At 59.1% G+C, this 20,858-nt stretch carries 14 protein-coding genes; 3 read left to right on the top strand and 11 right to left on the bottom strand.

The annotated features are described in order from the left end of the window. Positions 1 to 11: 11 nt before the first annotated feature. From DA915_RS16860 to DA915_RS16845, 4 genes are read right to left on the bottom strand one after another with little or no spacing between them, the layout of a single operon-like run. Positions 12 to 1,121, bottom strand: coding sequence for an ABC transporter ATP-binding protein (locus DA915_RS16860; RefSeq protein ID WP_107676670.1), 1,110 nt, complete (start codon positions 1,119 to 1,121; stop codon positions 12 to 14). A 13-nt stretch (positions 1,122 to 1,134) separates the two neighbouring features. Next, positions 1,135 to 2,313 (bottom strand): glycoside hydrolase family 88 protein, encoded by a 1,179-nt coding sequence (locus DA915_RS16855; protein ID WP_107676669.1) that lies wholly within the window; start codon positions 2,311 to 2,313, stop codon positions 1,135 to 1,137. Between the two features lie 4 nt (positions 2,314 to 2,317). Further along, complete coding sequence (locus DA915_RS16850; protein WP_003506013.1) at positions 2,318 to 3,154, bottom strand: carbohydrate ABC transporter permease; 837 nt, start codon at positions 3,152 to 3,154, stop codon at positions 2,318 to 2,320. Positions 3,155 to 3,157: 3 nt separating this feature from the next. Next, on the bottom strand, positions 3,158 to 4,087 hold the full coding sequence (locus tag DA915_RS16845) for a carbohydrate ABC transporter permease (protein ID WP_112357198.1): 930 nt from the start codon (positions 4,085 to 4,087) through the stop codon (positions 3,158 to 3,160). Between the two features lie 246 nt (positions 4,088 to 4,333). On the opposite strand from DA915_RS16845, the gene DA915_RS16840 reads away from it, so the two are divergent. Together DA915_RS16840 and DA915_RS16835 are read left to right on the top strand one after the other, a co-directional pair. Further along, positions 4,334 to 6,121, top strand: a complete 1,788-nt coding sequence (locus DA915_RS16840; RefSeq protein ID WP_107676668.1) for a heparinase II/III family protein — start codon at positions 4,334 to 4,336, stop codon at positions 6,119 to 6,121. 10 nt (positions 6,122 to 6,131) lie between these two features. Further along, positions 6,132 to 6,929, top strand: coding sequence for a carbohydrate-binding protein (locus DA915_RS16835; protein WP_107676667.1), 798 nt, complete (start codon positions 6,132 to 6,134; stop codon positions 6,927 to 6,929). A gap of 55 nt (positions 6,930 to 6,984) precedes the next feature. Here the strand turns inward: DA915_RS16835 and DA915_RS16830 are convergent, their stop codons facing one another. The 7 genes from DA915_RS16830 to DA915_RS16800 form a co-directional block, all read right to left on the bottom strand. Beyond that, entirely contained in the window at positions 6,985 to 7,737 is a 753-nt protein-coding gene (locus DA915_RS16830) for a FadR/GntR family transcriptional regulator (RefSeq protein WP_020810734.1), read from the bottom strand. Positions 7,738 to 7,899: 162 nt separating this feature from the next. Then, entirely contained in the window at positions 7,900 to 8,892 is a 993-nt protein-coding gene (locus DA915_RS16825; RefSeq protein WP_107676666.1) for a 2-hydroxyacid dehydrogenase, read from the bottom strand. Positions 8,893 to 8,953: 61 nt separating this feature from the next. Then, positions 8,954 to 10,576 carry an ABC-F family ATP-binding cassette domain-containing protein gene (locus DA915_RS16820; protein WP_003506023.1) on the bottom strand — a complete coding sequence of 541 codons (1,623 nt, stop codon included), beginning with the start codon at positions 10,574 to 10,576 and terminating at the stop codon, positions 8,954 to 8,956. Positions 10,577 to 10,716: 140 nt separating this feature from the next. After that, entirely contained in the window at positions 10,717 to 11,955 is a 1,239-nt protein-coding gene (locus tag DA915_RS16815) for a TadE/TadG family type IV pilus assembly protein (protein ID WP_080864705.1), read from the bottom strand. Positions 11,956 to 12,124: 169 nt separating this feature from the next. After that, positions 12,125 to 13,003: a transglutaminase family protein gene (locus DA915_RS16810; RefSeq protein ID WP_060723102.1), complete on the bottom strand. Its 879-nt coding sequence runs from the start codon at positions 13,001 to 13,003 to the stop codon at positions 12,125 to 12,127. A 4-nt stretch (positions 13,004 to 13,007) separates the two neighbouring features. Beyond that, positions 13,008 to 15,413: a circularly permuted type 2 ATP-grasp protein gene (locus DA915_RS16805; RefSeq protein WP_107676665.1), complete on the bottom strand. Its 2,406-nt coding sequence runs from the start codon at positions 15,411 to 15,413 to the stop codon at positions 13,008 to 13,010. A 1-nt stretch (position 15,414) separates the two neighbouring features. Beyond that, positions 15,415 to 18,741, bottom strand: a complete 3,327-nt coding sequence (locus DA915_RS16800) for a DUF2126 domain-containing protein (protein WP_107676664.1) — start codon at positions 18,739 to 18,741, stop codon at positions 15,415 to 15,417. A 293-nt stretch (positions 18,742 to 19,034) separates the two neighbouring features. Between DA915_RS16800 and DA915_RS16790 the strand changes: the two genes are divergently transcribed. Beyond that, complete coding sequence (locus DA915_RS16790) at positions 19,035 to 20,843, top strand: ABC transporter ATP-binding protein/permease (RefSeq protein WP_060726977.1); 1,809 nt, start codon at positions 19,035 to 19,037, stop codon at positions 20,841 to 20,843. The last annotated feature ends 15 nt before the right edge of the window (positions 20,844 to 20,858 follow it).

Raw genomic sequence — 20,858 nt, 5'->3', positions numbered from 1 at the left:
TCCCGGCCGCGTCAGTAAAGGATCGATCGTTCGGTGACAGGATCGAAAAGCTGCGCATTTGTCAGATCGGCCACCAGTTCGACGGGATCGCCGATCTTTGCCCTGAAACGTGGTGAGACGCGCGCAACGAGGTTTCTGCCGCCGGAGACGAGGTTGAGATGCACTTCCGATCCCATCGGCTCCGCCAGTTCCACCGTCGCACTGAAGGGCGCGACATTGCCGGCATCGATATCCGCGGGGGCGAATTCGTGGAAATTTTCCGGTCGGATGCCAAGAATGATGTCCTTTTCCTCGTAAGGTCGCAGACGCCCGGCATCGATTTCGGTTGGCAGCGGCAGGGAAGTGCCGTCGAACAGGGCGGTGAAACGGTCCCCGTCACGGCGTAGCGTCACGGGGAGCATATTCATCTGTGGTGCGCCGATGAAACCTGCGACGAACATGTTGATCGGCCGGTCGTAGAGGTTTTGCGGCGTATCCACCTGCTGGATATGGCCGTCCTTCATCACCACGATGCGATCCGCCATGGTCATGGCTTCCACCTGATCATGGGTCACGTAAATGAAGGTGGCGTCCAGCCGCTTGTGCAGCTTGGAAATTTCCGACCGCATGGTGCCGCGCAGCTTGGCGTCCAGATTGGAAAGCGGTTCGTCGAGCAGGAAAACTTCCGGATTGCGCACCATCGCCCGGCCGAGAGCGACACGCTGGCGCTGGCCGCCGGACAGCGCCTTGGGCTTGCGGTTCAGCAGATGGGTGATGTCGAGAATTTTCGCCGCTTCCTTGACCTTGGTATCGATGAGATCGCGCGGCGCTTTCCTAAGTTCCAGGCCGAAGGCCATGTTCTTGTAGACGGTCATATGCGGATAAAGCGCATAATTCTGGAACACCATGGCGATATCGCGATCCTTGGATGGCACGTCATTCATCACGTCTTCGCCGATGCGCAACTCGCCGCCGGAAATTTCCTCCAGCCCGGCGATCATCCTGAGCGTGGTGGATTTTCCACATCCGGAAGGGCCGACCAGAATAATGAATTCCTTGTCGGCAATATCCAGATCGATATCGTGAACGACCTTGAGTGCGCCGAAGGTTTTGTTGAGTTTTTTCAGGGAAATGCTAGCCATCTGTTCCTCGCGCTCACCAATAGGAAGACCAGTTGCGCGAAAGCCGGATCAGCGCTTCCAGATAATAATAATCGCCCCATGAGACGCACTCATCGACGCCTTCGCCCCGGCAGGTATTATGGGGCGTCTTCTTGGAATAGGTGCCGTGCAGAAGCTGCCCGTTGGAGATCGCGGGATCGCGAACCGAATAGATATCGGCAAGGCTTTTCACCATGCGCCTCGCCAGATTGCGGTATTCTTCTGCCTTTTCCGGCGTCTCCAGCTCCGCCATTTCCAGGAGGCCGCAGGCGACGATGGCCGCTGCCGAACTGTCGCGCGGCTCTCCATCGCCATCGCCATCGGCAAAGATCAGGTCCCAATAGGGCACGAGATCGTCGGGCAGGCGTTTGAGATAGAAAGCGAGAAGCCGCTCGAACGTGTCGCGATACGCGGGCAGCCGCTCGTAACGATAGGAGATGGCCATGCCGGCGATGCCCCAGGCCTGTCCACGGGCCCAGTAGCTCTCGTCGCTATAACCCTGCTTCGTGACGCCGCGCACCGGCGCGCCGGTTTCCGGGTCCATGTAAAATGTATGATAGGTGGAATCGTCAGGCCGGACGGAATGGGCAAGTGTGGTGCGGGCATGGGCGAGTGCGACGGTCCGGTAGTCTTCCCGGCCCGTTTCGCGGCTAGCCCAATAAAGCAGCGGCAGGTTCAAAAGGCAGTCGATGATGTAGCGATATTCGTTGGGGTTGTCCCTGCGGCCCCAGGCCTGAATGAATTGCCCGACGGGCTGGAACCGCTCCATCAGCTGATCGGCCGCCATAAGCGCCGCGCGCCTGCCGTCTTCGTCTCCCACCAGTTTCCATGCGGCGATGCAGGAGGGCGAATAGAGAAAACCCATATCGTGATGGTCGGTCTCGATGCGGTTTTCGATACGGTGCAGGAAGCTCTGCACCTGTATTTGCGCCGCATGCTGAAAGGTCCTGTCGCCGGTATGTTCGAAGGCGAGCCATATCTGGCCCGGCCAGAAACCGGCGGTCCATTGGTCGTTGGCGACTGCCGGGTAAAAATTCTTCACGCTCGAATGGTTCTGCGCCGCGTAGGTGAATTGCGGCAGATTGCGCCTGACCTGCGCGATGGCGGCCGTCAGCGCAGCATCGATTTCCGCTGTGGTGATCGGGGTTGGAAGGGACGTGGTCAAATCGAGCATGAAATCAACCCTTGAGGCCAGTGGAAGCGACGCCTTCGACGAAGAAGCGCTGCAATGCCAGGAAAACGACGAGAACCGGGATGAGGGCGACGACCGAGGCGGCCATGATCAACCCGTATTCGGCCGAATATTGCGAAATGAACATGCGCAGGCCGATCTGGATGGTCTTCAGCTCGGTTTTGGTGAGATAGATCATCGGCCCGAGAAAATCGTTCCAGGTCGTGACGAAGGTGAAGATCGTCAATGTGGAAAGCGCCGGTTTGGAAAGCGGCAGCATGATCTTCGCCCAGATCTGGTACTCGTTCATGCCGTCGATGCGGGCCGCTTCGCATAGCTCGTTCGGGATCGACATGTAGAACTGCCGCATCAGGAAAACGCCGAAGGCGGTGAAGGCTTGCAGGAAAATCAGGGCGAGATGGGTGTTGTTGAGCCCGAATTCTCGCATCAGCAGGAATTGCGGCACCATATAGACCTGCCAGGGCATGGCGATGGTGGCGATATAGCCGAGAAACAACGTGTTCTTGTAGGGAAAATGCAGCTTGGCAAAGGCATAGGCCGCAAAGCTCGATGTCAGCAATTGCAGCAGCGTGACGATGATCGTCAGCTTCGACGTGTTGTAGATGAACAGCGCCAGCGGGATCTTCGTCCAGATTTCCACGTAGTTCTCCCAGCGCGGCTGAGAGGGTATCCATTCGATCGGGAAGGCGAAGACATCACGGCTGAGCTTCAGCGATGCCGACAGCATCCATGCGAAGGGCAAAAGCATGACGATGGTGACGACGATGACGGTCAGATAGATGCCGATCGTCGCGGTGGGGATTTTACGGCCCATGATGCGCATGGATCAATCCTCCCGCTGCCGTTTGAACTGGACGATGGTGACGACAAGGACCAGGAAAAACAGGACGAGGGCGATCATGCTGGAATAGCCGAGATCCCAGGAAATGAAGGCCTCATTGTAGATGTGGTAGACGAGAACGAGCGTCGAGGTGCCGGGGCCGCCTTGCGTGATCATGTAGACCTGATCGAAAACCTTGAAGGACTGGATCGTCAGCATGACGGTGACGAAGAAGGTCGTCGGCGCAAGCTGGGGCAGGGTGACGTGGATGAATTTCTGCCAGGCATTGGCGCCATCCAGCCCTGCGGCTTCATAAAGCTCCGAATTGATGCCCTGCAACCCGGCGAGATAGATGACCATGTAATAGCCCATGCTCTTCCACACGCCGAAGAGAATGACCGTGACCATGGCCCAATGCCGGTCGGCCGCCCATCCCGGCATGTCGGCGGGATCGAGGCCGAGCGTATAGAGCAGCATGTTGACCGGACCCATCTCCGGATTGAAAATCATGTTCCAGACGACGGCCACGGCGACCAGCGATGCGACATAGGGAAAGAACATCGCGGTACGAAAGAAATTGCGGCCGCGGATTTTCTGGTTGAGCAGGATCGCAAGCCCCAGCGCGCAGGCGAGCGTCGCCGGCACCGATGCGACCGTGTAGATGACCGTGTTCCAGAAGGCAGCGATGAAGGCCCTGTCTTCGAAAAGCCGCCAGAAGTTATCGAGGCCGGCGAAACGCATTGCATTGGAGCCATCCCAATGCATGAAGGCCAGCGCAAAGGCGAAGAGGATCGGCCCGAGCGTGAAAATCGCAAAGCCGATAAAATTGGGTGCAATGAAGGAATAGGCGACGAGCGCATTTTCAATCCTGCGCCGCCGCTTGGAGACGACCCGGACTTTCTTCTTCCCATACGGAACCGCCTGCTTGTCGGACATGGTCGCGGTTGCGATTGCCACAGCCTACCTCCCATTGCTGCCGTTTCACCGCGTCATCGGTGTCGGCTGCTGCGTTTTCCATTACGGCCGGGGTTTTCACCCTGCCGCCTCCCGCGCTCTGGATAACACAATATCAATATTGGTCAAACAACTTTGCATAAAGTCAGACAAATTTTCTGGTTTTCTAGAAATACGTATGATAGGAGCCGCATATCGGATTGCGGAACGCGCGGGAGGTTTGAGGGCGTGTTTGTCGAAATGATGCGGCTCCTGCCCGAACGGCTCGCCGATTTCGGTGTGGAACTGACGGTGGAAAAAATACGGTCTTCAGCGCCCGATACGGTTTGCCGCAACCTCGTCGAGGCGGCGGAAAAGGCGCTTGGCGAGCCGTGGTCCGTCATTTTGGCGGGCGATTACCGGGAATATAGCCGCACCGGCAATCGCGATCGTTTCGAGGGGCTTTATTTTTCCCGGCGACTTAAGCTGAACGCGCTGGTTCTGGGGGAATGCGCCGAAGGGCAGGGCCGTTTTCTCGATGCCATCATCGATGGTCTCTGGCTGATATGTGAGGAAAGCGGCTGGCAATTGCCCGCCCATAATTCCCATATTCGCGGCGGTCCGCGAGATTCTCTGCCCGATCCGCAAAATCCGGTGATAGACCTGTTCGCTGCCGAAACGGGTGCCAACCTCGCTTTATGTTTGCATTTGCTTGCACCGGGACTGGAAGGGACAAATGCAAACCTTGTTTCTCGCGTCCGCGTCGAGATCGATCGGCGGATCACGAAACCCTATCTCGCCCGGCATTTCTGGTGGATAGGGAATGGCGACGAGCGGATGAACAACTGGACGGCCTGGATCACCCAGAATGTCCTGCTCTCGACCCTGCTGTTGCCTACCGACCAGCCGACGAGACGTTCGGTTGTGGAAAAGGCGCTTAGAAGTCTAGATGCCTTTCAGAAGGATTATGCAGAAGACGGCGCCTGCGAAGAGGGCGTTCTCTATTACGGTCATGCAGCACTTTGTATGTTCGGGGCGATGAGCATTCTCGAAACCTCCGCGCCCGGCTCCATGGCACCGCTCTTTCATGCGCCGAAGCTTCGCAACATGGCCGAATTCATCGTCAACATGCATGTGGCGGGGGACAAGTTTTTCAACTTCGCCGATGCGCCGGCGAAGATCGAGACATCCGGCGTGCGGGAATATCTTTTCGGCAAGGCCGTTTCTTCGCCGTCACTCCAGACTTTCGCTACCGCCTGCTGGAACCGCTCGCCGGACCGGCTTATGCACAAGGAGTGGAGCCTCTGGTATCGCGTCCAGGCGGTTCTGGCCACACAGGAATTGTCTGCGCTCACTGCCGCCGACCCCGCAAAGACCGACATCGTCTATCCCGGCATCGGTCTGGCGATTGCCCGCGACGGGGTTTTCGATCTTGCCGTGAAGGCGGGCAATAATGGCGAGAGCCATAACCACAACGATGTCGGCAGCTTTACGCTTTATAAGAACGGCAGGCCGTTCATCATCGATGTCGGGGTGGAAACCTACACTGCAAAAACCTTCTCGCCGCAGCGCTATGACATCTGGACGATGCAGTCGGCCTTTCACAATCTGCCGACTTTCGGCGGCGTCATGCAGGTCGCCGGGGCAGAGTTTGCAGCTGCAGATTTTGTGACCAGGTTTTCTGAAGAAGAGGCGGAATTTTCTCTCGATATGGCCGGGGCCTATCCCAGCGTCGCGGGTGTTGAACATTATCGTCGCCGTGTACGACTGCTGCGCGGCCGCCATGTGGAAGTCCTTGACGATTATCAGGGTGGCCCGGAGGCGGTTCTGTCGCTGATGGTCGCCGAAAAACCTGCCCTCATGCCGGGTGGCCTGATCTTTGCGGGGCTGGGAGAGATAGCCTGCGAAGGCGCAGGAGAACCTGCCATCGAAGCCATAACAATCAACGATGCCCGCCTTCGCCAGTCCTGGCCGCCGGAAATCTATCGCGTTCTCATTCCCATCAAAGCCAAACGTCTGTGCCTGACGATCAGTTAAGGAAGTGCCGATGAAGCTCACACTCAAGGTCGTCAATGCGGCGGGAGATGTTCTGGCGGAAGCCGGAGCGGAGGATGAAGTTTTGCTGGTCTATCGCGCAGAATATTGCGAGGGAGACAGGCTTATCGTCGCGGTTTCGCAGCCAGGCCACATCTGGCTCGCGCTCGATGCCGGCATGCCGCCGACGCTGGTTTTCTTGCACGGGAACGAGTTCATCCTGCCTGTTCCTTCCGCTGCAAAGCGCAAATCCTATCCGCCGCAGGCCTTCAGCGGTAACCTTCACCGGATCGCTGCCCGCCGCACACTTGCCGGCGAGATTGGAGTTCGCAGGAATCTGGCCCTGAACCCGTTTGATGATCATGAAAACACCTCGCTGTTTCCGCATGTCTATGCGAGCACCGAAACGCGTGGGGAGGCGGCCTTTGCAGCCCGCAACGTCATTGATGGCGAAAAGGCGAGCGCCGGTCATGGTTTCTGGCCCTATACCAGCTGGGGCATCAACCGCGATCCCGAAGCCTCGTTGACACTGGTATTCGGCCGCGCAGTCCTCATCGACCAGCTAACCTTTTATCTGAGAGCGGATTTCCCCCATGATGCCTGGTGGGAAAAAGCGAGCGTCACTTTTTCCGACGGTGAAAGCGCGAGCTTTTCCCTGCAAAAAACCGGGGCTGCCCAGAGTTTTCCGGTCGTGCCGCGCCGGGTGGAGTGGATCCGTCTCCATGATCTCAAGAAAGCAGACGATCCTTCGCCCTTTCCCGCACTGACGCAGATCGAGGTCTGGGGTGCGGATCTGCGGGAAGCGCCGTAGTTCCTGATCGCGCCCTTCAGAGCATAGAGCGACGACGCAGTTTACCGGAAATCCCTTAGCTGTGCGCGATGCCGCGCAGGTCGCGCATCATGTCGCGGTAGCGGTGCTGGCTGCCCCGCAGATGCGCCTGCATCGCAAGCTTCGCGGCCTGTTCGTTTCGGTCGGATATGGCGATGACGATGGCTTCATGCTCCTTGTGGATCAATCGCCGGTAAGCTGTCTGGTCGTTCTCCACGGTTTCGGAAACCACGCGCGATTGTGGAATCACGGCCTGGCCGTGCAGTTCGAGAAACTGTGTGAAGAGCGGATTGTTGGTGGCGGCCGCAATGGCCAGATGCAGCGCGAGATCGGCTTCGCGAATGGAACGGTTCTCTTCGATACATTGCAGAAGCCGGGCGTGACAGTCGAAAATCGCCTCCTCCTGTGATGGCGAGCGGCGAAGGGCGGCGAGCCCCGCCGCTTCGATTTCGAGCGGCGTCCTGATTTCAAGCACTTCCAGATCGGAAGAGAGGCGGGCGCGGTCGATACCGGGCGTGGGTGACGCTTCCTTTTCACGCTTCAGCACGAAAATGCCTGCCCCCTGGCGAACTTCTACCAGCCCGTCGCAGCGTAGCGCCGTGACCGCCTCGCGCACGACGGTGCGGCTGACACCATGGGTTTCCGTCATCTCGATTTCGCTGGGCAAGCGGTCACCGGGTCCGTATTGCCCTGATGCAATCGCGTTTCTCAGACTGAGGCTAACTCTGCTGACCAGAGAACCGGAGGATTTGCTGCGCTGTTTTTGCTGTTCAGGCACGTCGGTCACCATGCATTAAAATCGAGGCAGGCGTGGAGCCTGTCAAATATGTATGATGAATTTCAATAAAACTCAATGATCATACCAATTTTACCCGCTTTCCTGCAGAAGTCGGGCAGGATGGCATTAAAATCTTCCCGACTCTGGCAGGAGATACTAGGCTGGGCCGGCAAACTATTCCGTGGAAACGGCATGCAACGCCCTGCCGGTTCTGAAAAAGCTCTCGATATTGCCGATCGTGGTGTCCGCGATGTTCGTGAGGGCTTCCTGCGTGAAGAAGCCCTGATGGCCGGTCACCAGGACATTGGGGAAGGTCAGCAATCGGGCGAAAACGTCATCGCGCAGCACGTCATTGGAAAGGTCCTCGAAAAAGAGATCGGCTTCTTCTTCATAGACATCGATGCCGAGGCTGCCGATCGTGCCGTCTTTCAGACCCGCAATCGCGGCCTGCGTGTCGATGATGGCGCCGCGGCTGGTATTGACGAGCATCACGCCCTTTTTTAGCAGCGGCAGTGTCTCCCTGCGAATGAGGTGACGGGTCTCCGGTGTGAGTGGGCACATCAGCGCCAGAATGTCCGATGTCCGGAATAGTTCCTCGCGCGTGACATATTCCATGCCCAGCGCCTCGCAATCGGGATTTGGCCGGAGATCGTGGCCGACGAGACGGCAGCCGAAACCGGCCACAATGCGCGCGAAAATCGCCCCAATCTTCCCCGTACCCACAATGCCGACGGTCTTGCCGTGGAGATCGAAGCCAAGCAGCCCATCAAGGGCGAAGTTTCCTTCACGGACACGGTTATAGGCGCGGTGAATCTTGCGGTTGAGCGACAGGATGAGCGCCATGGTGTGTTCGGCAACCGCATAGGGCGAATAGGCCGGGACGCGCGCAACGGTCAGGCCGAGCTTTTCGGCGGCGGCGAGATCGACCTGATTGAAACCGGCGCAACGCAGGGCAATGAGCCGAACACCCATTTCCGCCAGTTTCTCAAGCACCGGTCGCGACAGGTCGTCATTCACGAAGGCGCAGATCGCCGTCGCCCCTTCCGCCAGCGCCACGGTCTCGGGAGACAGGCGTGCTTCGCAATATTGCATCCGCATGCCAGGGCGGGCGGCGGCGTCAAAGAACTGCCTGTCATAGGGTTTGGCGCTGTAGACCACGATCCGCATCTGTTTCTCCAGTCTCCAAACGAAAGCTGCCGTTACAGGGCGGTGCCGTCCGGCAGGTGGCTTAGCTGCGAAGGCCCGGCGCTTCCTGTCCCGTGCTTTCGACATATTCGGTATAGCCGCCGCCATATTGGTGGATACCATCAGGCGTCAGTTCTAGCACCCTGTTCGAGAGCGCAGCCAGGAAATGGCGATCGTGCGAAACGAAGAGCATCGTGCCTTCATAACCCGACAGGGCCTTGATCAGCATTTCCTTGGTGTCGAGATCAAGGTGGTTCGTCGGCTCGTCCAGCACGAGGAAGTTCGGCGGATCGAACAGCATGGCGGCCATGACGAGACGGGCTTTTTCACCGCCGGAAAGAACACGGCAGCGTTTTTCCACGTCGTCGCCGGAAAAGCCGAAACAGCCAGCAAGGGCGCGCAACGGCGCTTGACCCGCCTTCGGAAAACGCTCCTCCAGCCATTCGAGAATGGTGCTGTCGCCATCCAGCACATCCATGGCATGCTGGGCGAAATAGCCAAGCTTGACGCTGGCGCCGAGGGTGACATTGCCGGAATCCGGTTCCGCCGTGCCGGTCACCAGTTTCAGCAGCGTCGACTTTCCAGCGCCGTTGACGCCCATGATGCACCAGCGCTCCTTGCGCCGCACCATGAAGTCCAGCTCACCATAGATCGTGCGGCTGCCATAGGCCTTGTTGACCTTCTTCAGCGCCACGACATCCTCGCCGGAGCGAGGCGCCGGCGCGAATTCGAAAGCAACCGTCTGACGCCGTTTTGGCGGCTCGACGCGGTCGATCTTCTCGAGTTTCTTCACACGGCTCTGCACCTGCGAAGCGTGAGAAGCGCGAGCCTTGAAGCGTTCGATGAACTTGATTTCCTTGGCGAGCATGGCCTGCTGGCGTTCGAACTGCGCCTGCTGCTGCTTTTCGTTCTGCGCGCGCTGCTGTTCGTAAAAGCCGTAATCACCGGAATAGGTGGTGAGGTTGCCGGCATCGATTTCGATGATCTTGGTGACGATGCGGTTCATGAATTCGCGGTCATGCGAGGTCATCAGCAGCGCGCCGTCATAATTCTTCAGGAAATCCTCGAGCCAGATCAGGCTTTCAAGATCGAGATGGTTCGAGGGTTCGTCGAGCAGCATCACATCCGGGCGCATCAGAAGAATGCGGGCAAGCGCCACGCGCATCTTCCAGCCGCCGGAAAGCTTGGAAACATCGCCGTCCATCATCTCCTGGCTGAAGCTCAGCCCGTCCAGCACCTCGCGGGCGCGGCCTTCCAGTGCGTAGCCGTCCAGCTCCTCATAACGCGCCTGCACTTCGCCGTAACGTTCGATGATGGCGTCCATCTCGTCCATCCGGTCGGGATCGGACATGGCCGCTTCCAATTCGCGAAGTTCGGCTGCCACTTCACTGACCGGGCCTGCGCCTTCCATGACTTCGGCGACGGCAGAGCGGCCGGACATTTCACCGACATCCTGATCGAAATAACCGACCGTCATGCCCTTCTCGACAACGACCTGGCCCTCATCGGGCTGCTCTTCACCCGTTATCATCCGGAACAGCGTGGTCTTTCCGGCGCCGTTCGGACCGACAAGACCGATCTTCTCGCCGCGATTGAGCGCGGCGGAGGCCTCGATGTAGAGAATGCGGTGACTGTTCGACTTGCTGATATTTTCGATGCGGATCATGACAGGGCCTGTGAATGGGAGCGGCCCTCCTATGCCACGGGCCGCCGCCGCTGTCACCTGCCGTGCGTGTCTTGCCAGCCATGCAGTCTGGCAACATCAGCCCCGAAGCAATATCGCCCCGGGGATTCCTTGTGCGCTTGTCAGTTGGTCAGCGTGGCCATGCTGCCGGCTGCCTTGCGGGCGATTTCACCAAATGCGGTGACGATCTGCTCCATGTTTTCAGGGGCGTAATAATTGTCGATGCTGGATGCGCAATATTGCAGCAGCGACTTGCCCTTGTCCGGCGCCATGAAAGCGACGCTGAAAATCTTGATCCCATCTTTCTTGGCAGTCTCGCAGGTGGTGCGTACCGACTGGTCGATGCTCGAATTCCACGCGGCGCTGTTTCCCGTCATTTCACCGTCGGTCATGAGAACGATATAGCGCTCGAAGGATTCACTCCCCTTCGTTTTATGTGCTTTCGCTTCATCCGGGTTGGCTTTTTTAAGGGCGTTATATGCGGCGTTCAGGCTGCTGCGGGCGTCGGTGCCGCCGGATGGAAATTCCGGGATTTGTTTGTCGACATAGCTGGCAACGCTGCTGGTGCCCCAGCTGATGGTCTGCGCGGCATAGGTCTCATGTGTATAGACCGACGCACCCGTGCGAACGAGCTCGGAACCGCCGTTGGCGGTATAGGTCGGATCGGCCTTGTTCAACGTCGCGACCAGGAACCCGACGGCGGTTTTGAGCGACGTGGCCTTGTTGACATAGCAGGGCGATGTCTTGCCCAGATTGGGATATCTATTCCAGTTGTCAGCCGTATAGTTCTGGCATGACGTTTTTTTTGTATCGATCGTATCCGTCTTGAATGACATCGAACCGGAACGATCAAGCGCCAGATACATGGAGATCGGTGCGCCCTTGTTGACGGTGCTCTTTGCGGTACCGGTTACCGAAAGATCGAGTGTTTTTGCGCCAATGAACCCCAGCAGTGGGTTGAGCTGTACCCGGTGGTTGATCGTCGTCTCGACGGTGTAGGTCTTGCCGCGGGCATTTTCCGTCGTCGTGATAGCGGTTGGAGAGTTCTGCTCCAGTTCCTTTTTCTCTTCCACGGTCAGGTTCTTTTCCATCTGGGCCGCAATGAAGTTCTTGGCGATTGCCCTGATCTGCTCGTCCGTCAGGTCGCCCATTTTCAAACGGGCCTCGGTCGCCGCCGCAAGGGCTGCAGAATCCGCGGTATTCTGCAGATCGGCTTTCACCTGCATCACATTCGCCAACTCCATGCCGGCGCCGGCAAAACCCAGCAGGACCGGCAGCAGAATGGCCGTCATCATGCCGAAATTGCCGCTCTTATCGGCAAGGAAACGGCGCTTCAATTTGTGAGGTGCGGAGGCGGTCATAGTGGTGCTCACCGATTAGAATATTCGATTGAGCGCAGGAAACCCGCAAACGATGTAGAATCCGCTAACGTGATCGGTTCAATTTTACGCAGCGTTCAATTTGGTGCAGTTTTCAAAGTATTTTCAAGAATTGTTTCGCGCGATGGCCGCAATAATACACATCGTATCATTACTGGACGGGGATGACGTCGACGGCCTGTTTTATCTGCTGGTTGCCATAGCTCTTCAAGACACCGATGACCGGGGCGACATCGGAATAATCCCGGCCATAACCGACGACGATGTGGTCGCTTCCCGCGACGATATCATTGGTGGGATCAAGCTCCAGATAACCGGCTGCCTCGCCGCACCAGATGCGAACCCAGGCATGCATGGCATCGGCGCCTTCCAGCCGTTCCTTGCCCGGTGGGGGAATGGTACGCAGGAAGCCGCTGACATATCCGGCGGGAATGCCGAGGCTGCGCAGCGCCATGATCATGATATGCGAAAAATCCTGACACACGCCGCGCTTCAGCTTGAAGGCTTCCGATGGCGTCGTATCCACCGTCGTCGCCTCGCCATCATAGGTGAAATCCCTGTGGATGCGTTTGCACAGAGAGCGCGCGATTTCGCGAATGGTCATTCCGGGTTTCAGCAACTCCCGGGCATAGGCGGATATCGCCGCGTCCATTCCAATCCTCGGGCTTGCGCCAATGAAATGGTGCGGCGACTGGGAATCGAGCGACCAGACATCGGCAAGCTCCTGCGGCAGGCGGTAAAGCTCCGGAGAGAAATCCGCCGTCAGCGCCGGTGCCTCCACCATCACGCGGGCCTGCATGCGGATGTCGAGTTTTTCATGCGGCGCGCGCAGATGCACCGAGGTCGCCGATTGATGAAAGAAATCATCGAAGGCGACACGTTCTTCCGGTGTCGGCGAAACATCGATGGAACCGGCGACAAGCCGCTGCCGGCCGGGAATGGAGAGCGGCAGGACGCGGATGATGTGGCGCGCGCCGTGGGCCGGTGTGTCGTAGGTGTAACCCATATGCAGGGAAAGGTCGTAGAGCATAGGATTATCCGAGATAGGTTCGGGCAAGAACATCGGAGAGATGTTCCATATCGGTTTCGAGCTGACGATAGATCGCGCCGTTCATGTTTTCAGGCGTCATGACCGCCAGCCCGGAATGCAGGCGCATCGCCTCGCGGTAGAAGGGCGACATCTGGCCATTGACGAAGGCGTTAGGAAGCTGCTCCACCTCGGTGCGGATCTCGTTCAGCTGGAACAGGATCGAACGGGGATTGAGCGGGTCGAGCGCCAGAAGATCGGTCACGGTCAGGCCGGCCGTGCTGACATTGTAGCGGCGGCGATGGGTCATGACGCTGTCACCGATTTCGAGCAGCATGTCATAGGAACCGTCAGGCGCATCCGGGCCGGTCATATGGCCGAGAAGACGTGTCATATGCAGGCCACGTTCGAGATAACGGCCGATCGACAGGAAACGCCAGCCGGTAAAGCGATACATGTTTTCGTGCACGAGACCGGCAAAGCCCGCAAGTTTGCGCAAGAGGATCGTCATGGCATGGGTGGCATCATCGCCGGGGGCCACTTTCGCGTGGAAGCGGCGGGCGGTCTTGGCAAGATCGTTCAGCGCCAGCCATCCGTCAGGCGAAAAGCGGTCGCGGATATTGCTGGCGGAATAAAGCGCGCTGTTGATGTTGTTCAACAGGCTTTCCGGCACGGCGTCGTTCATCTCCACGTCCAGCGCTTCGAGATAATGCGTCACATGGGCGAGCAGCGGCTGGCGTGGATCAGCGGATTCGGCATAACGTCCATGCCAGGCGCGCAGGATGCGCAAGGCGCCTTCCGAACGCTCGATATAGCGGCCAAGCCAGAAGAGATTGTCGGCCGCACGGCTCGGCAGGCTTCCGGGCATGTTGCGGGTGAAGCTCTCCTCTGCGGGCAAAAGGGTGGTGCGTTCCACCGGCTTGTCGCTGACGATCCAGACGTCCGCCGCGCTTCCGCCAGATTGCATGGCGATTGCGGAAACGTCGTCGCCGCTTCCAATCCGTGCGAAGCCACCCGGCATGATCTGCCAGCCATCCTGGGTGCGGGCGGCAAAAACGCGAAGGCTCATCGGGCGCGGCACGAGCTTGTTGTCGATATAGGCCGGGGTGGTTGAAAGCTTCACCACTTCCTGACCCACCAGCCTGTGGCCGTCAGAGGCAAGCCAGTCGCTGATCGATTCCTTTGCCGTTTCCCGCAGCGAAGAGCCGAGCACGGATTGGCCGTTATCGTCAAAGAAAGGCATCCGCGAATAGGCCGGGCCGATGACCATACCTTCGATATTGCCGGCAACATGGCGGCGCTCGGCCTCCTGCCCGCACCACCAGGTGGCGATGGAGGGCAGCTTCAGTTCCTCGCCCAGAATGTGGCGGCAGATGCGCGGCATGAAGGCGAGCAGCGCCCGCGTTTCGAGAATGCCGCTGCCAAGTGCGTTGACGATGGTCAGCGCTTCATTGCGCAGCGCCTGCACCATGCCCGGCGTGCCGATATGGGATTGCTGGTTGAGTTCCAGTGGATCGGCATAGGAAGCGTCCAGACGCCGCCAGAGAACGCCGACGGGTTTGAGCCCCGCCACGGTTCTGACCATGACGCGGCCGTTGACGACGGTGAGGTCCTCGCCCTCCAGCAGCATGAAGCCGAGATAACGGGCGATATAGGCGTGTTCGAAATAGGTCTCGTTGGCGGGGCCGGGCGTCAGCACCGCGATGCGGTCGTCAGGGTGTTTCCGGTGCGCCTGCAGCGTATCGCGGAAAGCGCCGAAAAACGACGCCAGACGGTGCACATGGGTTTCCGCGTAGATGTCGGACAGCGCACGGGTAGTGGCCACCCGGTTTTCGAGCGCGAAACCAGCGCCGGAGGGCGCCTGCGTCCGGTCGGCCAGCACCCACCAGTTTCCATCGGGCCCGCGGCCGATTTCAAACGAGCAGAAATGCAGATAATGGCCGCTTGCCGGTTTTACGCCGACCATGGGCCGCAGATATTCCGGATTGGAAGCGATCAGTGCCGGCGGCACGTAACCTTCCTTCACCAACCGGTTTTCGCCGTAGAAATCAGCGACCATGGCTTCCAGAAGATCGGCGCGTTGTTTCAGCCCTTCGGAAAGGACGGCCCATTCCCTGTCGTCGATCAGCACGGGAATATGGGAGATCGGCCAGTTTCTTTCGCTGCTGCCCTTGCCGTAATCGCGGTAGAACACGCCGGCATCGCGCAGATAACGGTCTGTGCGGGCAAAACGCTCGTGCAGTTCCCGTTCAGACATGCGCGACAGGGCATCGAGCAGGTTTTTCCAGACCGGCCTCACCTTGCCGTTGGTATCGAGCATTTCGTCAGCGACGCCCGGCAAGGGGGAATATTCAAGCCCGCGCGGTTGCGCGCTCGTTTCCGTTTTGCGTTCCGTTGCCGGGGCTTTGGACAATTTACACTCCGTAAGGCCGACGCAGATCGAGCGTCAGCGGAAATTCTGGCGACACGGTTTCCGCCTGTAGCGGATATTGCCCTGCCGTATGCCCCCATGGTTCGAAACGGGCGAGGCGGCGTGCCTCGGCCTCATTGCCGTTGACGGGAAAGGTCTCGTAATTGCGCCCGCCCGGATGAGCAACATGGTAGATGCATCCGCCGATCGATCGCCTCGACCATGTATCATAAATGTCAAAGGTCAAGGGTGAATTGACGGGCAGAACGGGATGCAGGCCGGAGGCGGGCTGCCATGCCTTGAAGCGGACGCCGGCCACCGCAACGCTGCGGTTTTCCGTCGGCGTCAGCGGAACGGCGCGGCCGTTGCACGCCACGGTGTAGCGGGCGGGATTGGAGGTCTCCAGCCGCACCTGCAGGCGCTCGACAGAGCTGTCGACAAAACGCACGGTGCCGCCAATGGCGCCCTGTTCGCCCATCACATGCCAGGGTTCCAGCGCCTGGCGCAGTTCCAGCTTCGCGCCCTCATATTCCACCTCGCCGAAGAAGGGGAAACGGAACTCCTGCTGGGCGGTGAACCATTCCGGTTTCACGTCGAAGCCGTTTTCCCTGAGATCGGCGAGCACATCCAGAAAATCCGCCCAGATATGATGCGGCAGCATGAAACGATCGGCGAGCGCTGTGCCCCAGCGCACGAATTTGCCGGCGACCGGGTTTTTCCAGAAGCGGGCAATGAGGGCACGCACCAGCAATTGCTGGGCAAGCGACATGCGTGCGTTCGGCGGCATTTCAAAGCCGCGGAATTCCACAAGGCCGAGGCGGCCGGTCGGCCCGTCAGGCGAAAACAGCTTGTCGATGCAGATTTCGGCGCGGTGAGTATTGCCCGTCACGTCTGTCAGCAGGTTGCGGAACAGGCGGTCGACCAGCCACGGCAGCGGCGGCACGCCCTCGCCGGGTGCGGGCACCTGCGCAATCGCGATTTCCAGCTCGTAGAGACTGTCATGGCGCGCCTCGTCGATGCGCGGCGCCTGGCTTGTCGGGCCGATGAACAGGCCGGAAAAGAGGTAGGAGAGCGACGGATGTCGCTGCCAGTGCAGGACGAGACTCTTCAGAAGGTCAGGACGGCGCAGGAAAGGGCTGTCATTGGGGTTAGCGCCGCCCACGACCACATGGTTGCCACCGCCGGTGCCGGTGTGGCGGCCGTCGATCATGAATTTGTCGGCGCCGAGACGCGACTGGCGCGCTTCTTCATAAACGGCGGTAGTGATATCGACACAGTCCTTCCAGCCCGCGGCGGGGTGGATGTTGACTTCGATGACACCGGGATCGGGCGCGACGCGGATGACATTTATACGCTCGTCATGGGGCGGCGCATAACCTTCGATATGGACGGGTAATCCAAGATTGGCTGCTGCCGCTTCCGCAGCGGCGATCAGTTCCAGATAATCCTCGATGCGCTCGACCGGTGGCATGAAGACGCAGAGCCGGCCATCGCGCGGCTCGACGGAGAGTGCGGTGCGCACCGCGCCGCCGATTTCGCCGAGCGTCTGCTCGATGCGCTCCTGCCCCGCCCCTTCACTCGCCTGGAAGGAAGCCTCAGGCATGGCGCGGCCAGATGGCGTCAGGACATCGGGAAGCGGACCTCTCGGGATCGAAGGGTCGGCCTCATGAATATAGGGATAGGCGGATGGCGGCACATGAGGCAGGGTGCCGAGCGGCAGGCGGTAACCCACCGGGCTATCACCGGGAACGAGGAATATTTTACCGCGTCGCGTTTTCCATTTTTCGCTGATCCAGCGCTTGCCGACGGCGCGTGCATTCCACGCCTGAACAGGAAGAATATAGCCGGTCGGTGTCGTCAGTCCCCGCTCGAAGACGCGGGCAATGCGGTTTCGCTCTTCCGGGTCTTTCAGTCTGGAATTGGACGGGTCGACATTGTCGGGAAGACTGCCTTCCTTGATGATCCATTCGGCTGGATCCTCATAGGCCGGCAGCACCAGCTCCGGCTCGATGCCGAGGTGGTTGGCTATGCCGTCCAGCAATTTCTGCGCATCCTCCGCCCTGACGCCTGTATTGGCGCCCTCTTCGGCGATTAGTGCCGGGTTCTGCCAGATCGGCAGGCCGTCCTTTCGCCAATAGAGCGAGAAGGTCCAGCGGGGCAGGCTTTCGCCCGGATACCATTTTCCCTGTCCGTAATGCAAAAAGCCGCCCGGTGCGAAACGCTCACGCAGGCGGCGGATCAGGGCGTCGGCCTTTTCACGCTTCGTCGGCCCGACCGCGCCGGTGTTCCACTCGTCGGATTCGAAATCGTCGACGGAAACAAAGGTCGGCTCGCCGCCCATCGTCAGCCGGACATCATGTCTATTCAGAACCTCATCGACCTCCTGACCAAGCGCATTGAGTTCCTCCCAGCTTTCATCCGAAAAAGGCTTGGTGATGCGCGGCGTTTCGGCAACCCGACGAACCTGCATGTCGAAGGCGAATTCCGTGTTGGCATGGCCGAAATAGCCGCCGGAAATCGGTGCGGCATTACGATAATGTGGCGTTGCCGCCAGCGGAATATGGCTTTCGCCGGTCAGAAGACCTGAGGTGGGGTCGAGGCCGATCCAGCCTGCGCCGGGCATATAGACTTCCGCCCAGGCGTGAAGATCGGTGAAATCCACCTCGGTGCCGGATGGGCCGTCCAGCGCCTTGAGGTCTGGCGTCAGCTGGATGAGGTATCCCGACACGAAGCGAGCGGCGAGGCCAAGGTGCCTCAGAACCTGCACGAGCAGCCAGCTGGTATCGCGGCACGACCCCTTGCCGGAGGCAAGCGTTTCCTCAGGCGTCTGCACGCCTGGTTCCATGCGGATGACGTACCCGATCTCCTGTTGCAGGCGGGCATTGAGGCCAACAACCATGTCCACAGTCGGTTGCCCCGGTGCGCGGTCGACGGTGGCCATGAAGGCGGCGAGCAGCGGGCCGGTCGGTTCCGGCTTCATGTAGATGGAGAGATCGTCACGCAATTCCTGCGGATAATCGAAGGGCCACTTTGTCGCTTCTTCCTCCACGAAGAAATCAAACGGATTGTAAACCGTCATATCGGCGACAAGATCGACCTCGATCTTAAACTCCGTGGCCGGTTCGGGAAAAACGAAACGGGCGAGGTAATTACCGTAGGGGTCCTGCTGAAGGTTCACGAAGTGATTGGAGGGTGAAACCTTAAGCGAATGGCTGATGACGCGGGTTCTGGAGTGCGAGGCGGGCTTTAGTCTTATGATCTGTGGTCCAAGGCGAACCGGGTTGTCGTATTTATAATGCGTCAGATGATAAATGCTCGCTTTGATCGCCATTAATCTGCCTTGCCCGGTTTTTCCGGTTTATGCGGTTTGTCCGCCCCTCTGAAATTATTCGGATTTTGTGCAATGCAGGAAAAGAAAGCAAGGATCATTTCCGGGGGCAATCGCATTGTTGGTTGAGACCACGATGTTTGCCCGAACGAAGAATTGCCCGGGCTTTTCAATCACCGTCGCGGAGATTTCGCCGGGATTGTGGACAAGGTTAAACAGCATGTTATTGCTTGGCATCGCAAGGCGCAGAATCGCGACCCGCTTTCTTTGCCGACTGACGTTTCGGAATGGAATGAATGGCAACAACCGTGACCGACGATCAGCGCAAGAGCGCGGCTAATCTTTCGGGTTTCGATCTCGATTTTCCCGCCCAGCTGCGGATGATGGGGCGTGCCTTCTGGACATCGCCGGTACGCACCCGGCTGATATTGCTGTCGATCGCGCTGCTCACGGTGATATTGCTCACCGCCTATGGGCAGATCAGGCTCAATGAATGGAATGCGCCGTTTTACAACGCGCTGGAACGGCGCGATCTCGATGCCTTCATTCATCAGCTCGAGGTCTTCGCCATCATAGCCGGGCTATTGCTGCTGCTCAACGTCATCCAGACCTGGCTGAACCAGATGACGGCGCTGAACATGCGCGAAGGTCTTGCCAAGGACATGGTGGATCAATGGCTGAAACCGGGTCGCGCCGCCCGTCTTGCCGGTTTCGGCACGATCGCCATCAACCCCGACCAGCGCCTGCATGACGATGTCCGCAACCTTGCGGAAAGCAGTACGGCGCTTTCCATCGGTCTCGTGAACGCGACGATCCTGCTCGTCAGCTTTATCGGCGTCCTCTGGTCGCTCTCGGCCGGTTTTACCATCACCATCAGCGGCGATACCTATGCTATCCCCGGTTATATGGTCTGGGCGGCGATCTTTTATGCCGGTTCCGCCTCGCTTCTCAGCAATCTCGTCGGTTATCGGCTGGTCGGGCTGAATGCCGAACGTTATTCCAAAGAAGCGGAACTGCGTTTTTCATTGATGCGGGCGAGCGAAAATCTTGCCGCCATTGCCCTTGCACGCGGTGAGAAGAACGAAAGGCGTCGGATCGGTATCGATATTGACGCGGTGCTCGGCGTCATCCGGGGCCTTGCCATGGCGCTGACGCATCTCACATGGGTCTCGGCAGGGTATGGCTGGCTGGCGGTGGTGGCGCCGATCCTGATCGCGGCGCCGGTTTATTTTTCCGGCAACCTCACCTTCGGTGGGCTGATGATGGCCGTCGGCGCCTTCAACCAGGTCAATACGGCGCTGCGCTGGTATATCGACAATTTCGGCCCTATCGCCAGCTGGAAGGCGACATTGCAGCGCGTTTCCGTCTTCCGGAATGCCCTTATCCAGATGGACAGCGTTGAACAGCACGGCCTGACGATCGATCTGCAACGCAGCGCGGAGAATGAGAGGGTCCGCCTGCAGTCGGTCACGATCTGCCGTGATGCGGGCGGACAGGATATGGAGCGTGGGTTCAGGTTGCGCGAGGCCGAGATCGAGGTCGGGCCGGGCGGACGGCTGATGATAAACGGCGAGCAGGGCGTGAACAGGCGGCTGCTGTTTGCGGCCATGGCGGGGCTCTGGCCCTGGGGGCAGGGCAGGATCGAGATGCCCGAACAATCCGACACGCTTTTCATCGCCCAGCACGGCTATCTGCCGTCGGGTTCACTGCGCGAAATCCTCGCCTATCCGCGCGCGCCGCAACGGTTTACGGATGCGGATTATCTCGCGGCGCTCACCGCATGCGGGCTTGGAGAAATGGCCTCGCGTCTCGATGAAAATATCCGTTGGGACAAGAAACTCGATTCGGATGAGCAGGCCAGCATCCGTGTTGCCAATGCCCTGCTTTTGAAGCCGAAATTCCTCGTGATCGACGATTTGCTGGAAGGGCTGGAAAAACAGACGCAGGATACGCTGGCGGAGGTTTTGAACGGGATCGACGGTGCGGCGATCATCTATATCGGCCGGTCGGAAACATTCCTGTCGATCCTCACGCCTCAAGTGGCCCACCTCGACCACACCTTTCCGAAGGAAAATACTTCCAGGCCCGATAGTGCTCCGCAGTAGATCGTCGGGCCCTGA

This window comes from Agrobacterium sp. LAD9 (genome assembly GCF_003031125.1).
Taxonomy (GTDB): Bacteria; Pseudomonadota; Alphaproteobacteria; order Rhizobiales; family Rhizobiaceae; genus Agrobacterium; species Agrobacterium radiobacter.
Note: the sequence above shows the minus strand (reverse complement) of the source record. Positions and strands in the feature narration are given on the sequence as shown.

Coding starts and splice junctions, on each gene's coding strand:
- DA915_RS16800 (WP_107676664.1), bottom strand. CDS start 18,741: ATGGCGATCAAAGCGAGCATTTATCATCTGACGCATTATAAATACGAC.
- DA915_RS16830 (WP_020810734.1), bottom strand. CDS start 7,737: ATGGTGACCGACGTGCCTGAACAGCAAAAACAGCGCAGCAAATCCTCC.
- DA915_RS16855 (WP_107676669.1), bottom strand. CDS start 2,313: ATGCTCGATTTGACCACGTCCCTTCCAACCCCGATCACCACAGCGGAA.
- DA915_RS16820 (WP_003506023.1), bottom strand. CDS start 10,576: ATGATCCGCATCGAAAATATCAGCAAGTCGAACAGTCACCGCATTCTC.
- DA915_RS16790 (WP_060726977.1), top strand. CDS start 19,035: ATGGCAACAACCGTGACCGACGATCAGCGCAAGAGCGCGGCTAATCTT.
- DA915_RS16810 (WP_060723102.1), bottom strand. CDS start 13,003: ATGCTCTACGACCTTTCCCTGCATATGGGTTACACCTACGACACACCG.
- DA915_RS16850 (WP_003506013.1), bottom strand. CDS start 3,154: ATGCGCATCATGGGCCGTAAAATCCCCACCGCGACGATCGGCATCTAT.
- DA915_RS16835 (WP_107676667.1), top strand. CDS start 6,132: ATGAAGCTCACACTCAAGGTCGTCAATGCGGCGGGAGATGTTCTGGCG.
- DA915_RS16815 (WP_080864705.1), bottom strand. CDS start 11,955: ATGACCGCCTCCGCACCTCACAAATTGAAGCGCCGTTTCCTTGCCGAT.
- DA915_RS16845 (WP_112357198.1), bottom strand. CDS start 4,087: ATGTCCGACAAGCAGGCGGTTCCGTATGGGAAGAAGAAAGTCCGGGTC.
- DA915_RS16825 (WP_107676666.1), bottom strand. CDS start 8,892: ATGCGGATCGTGGTCTACAGCGCCAAACCCTATGACAGGCAGTTCTTT.
- DA915_RS16860 (WP_107676670.1), bottom strand. CDS start 1,121: ATGGCTAGCATTTCCCTGAAAAAACTCAACAAAACCTTCGGCGCACTC.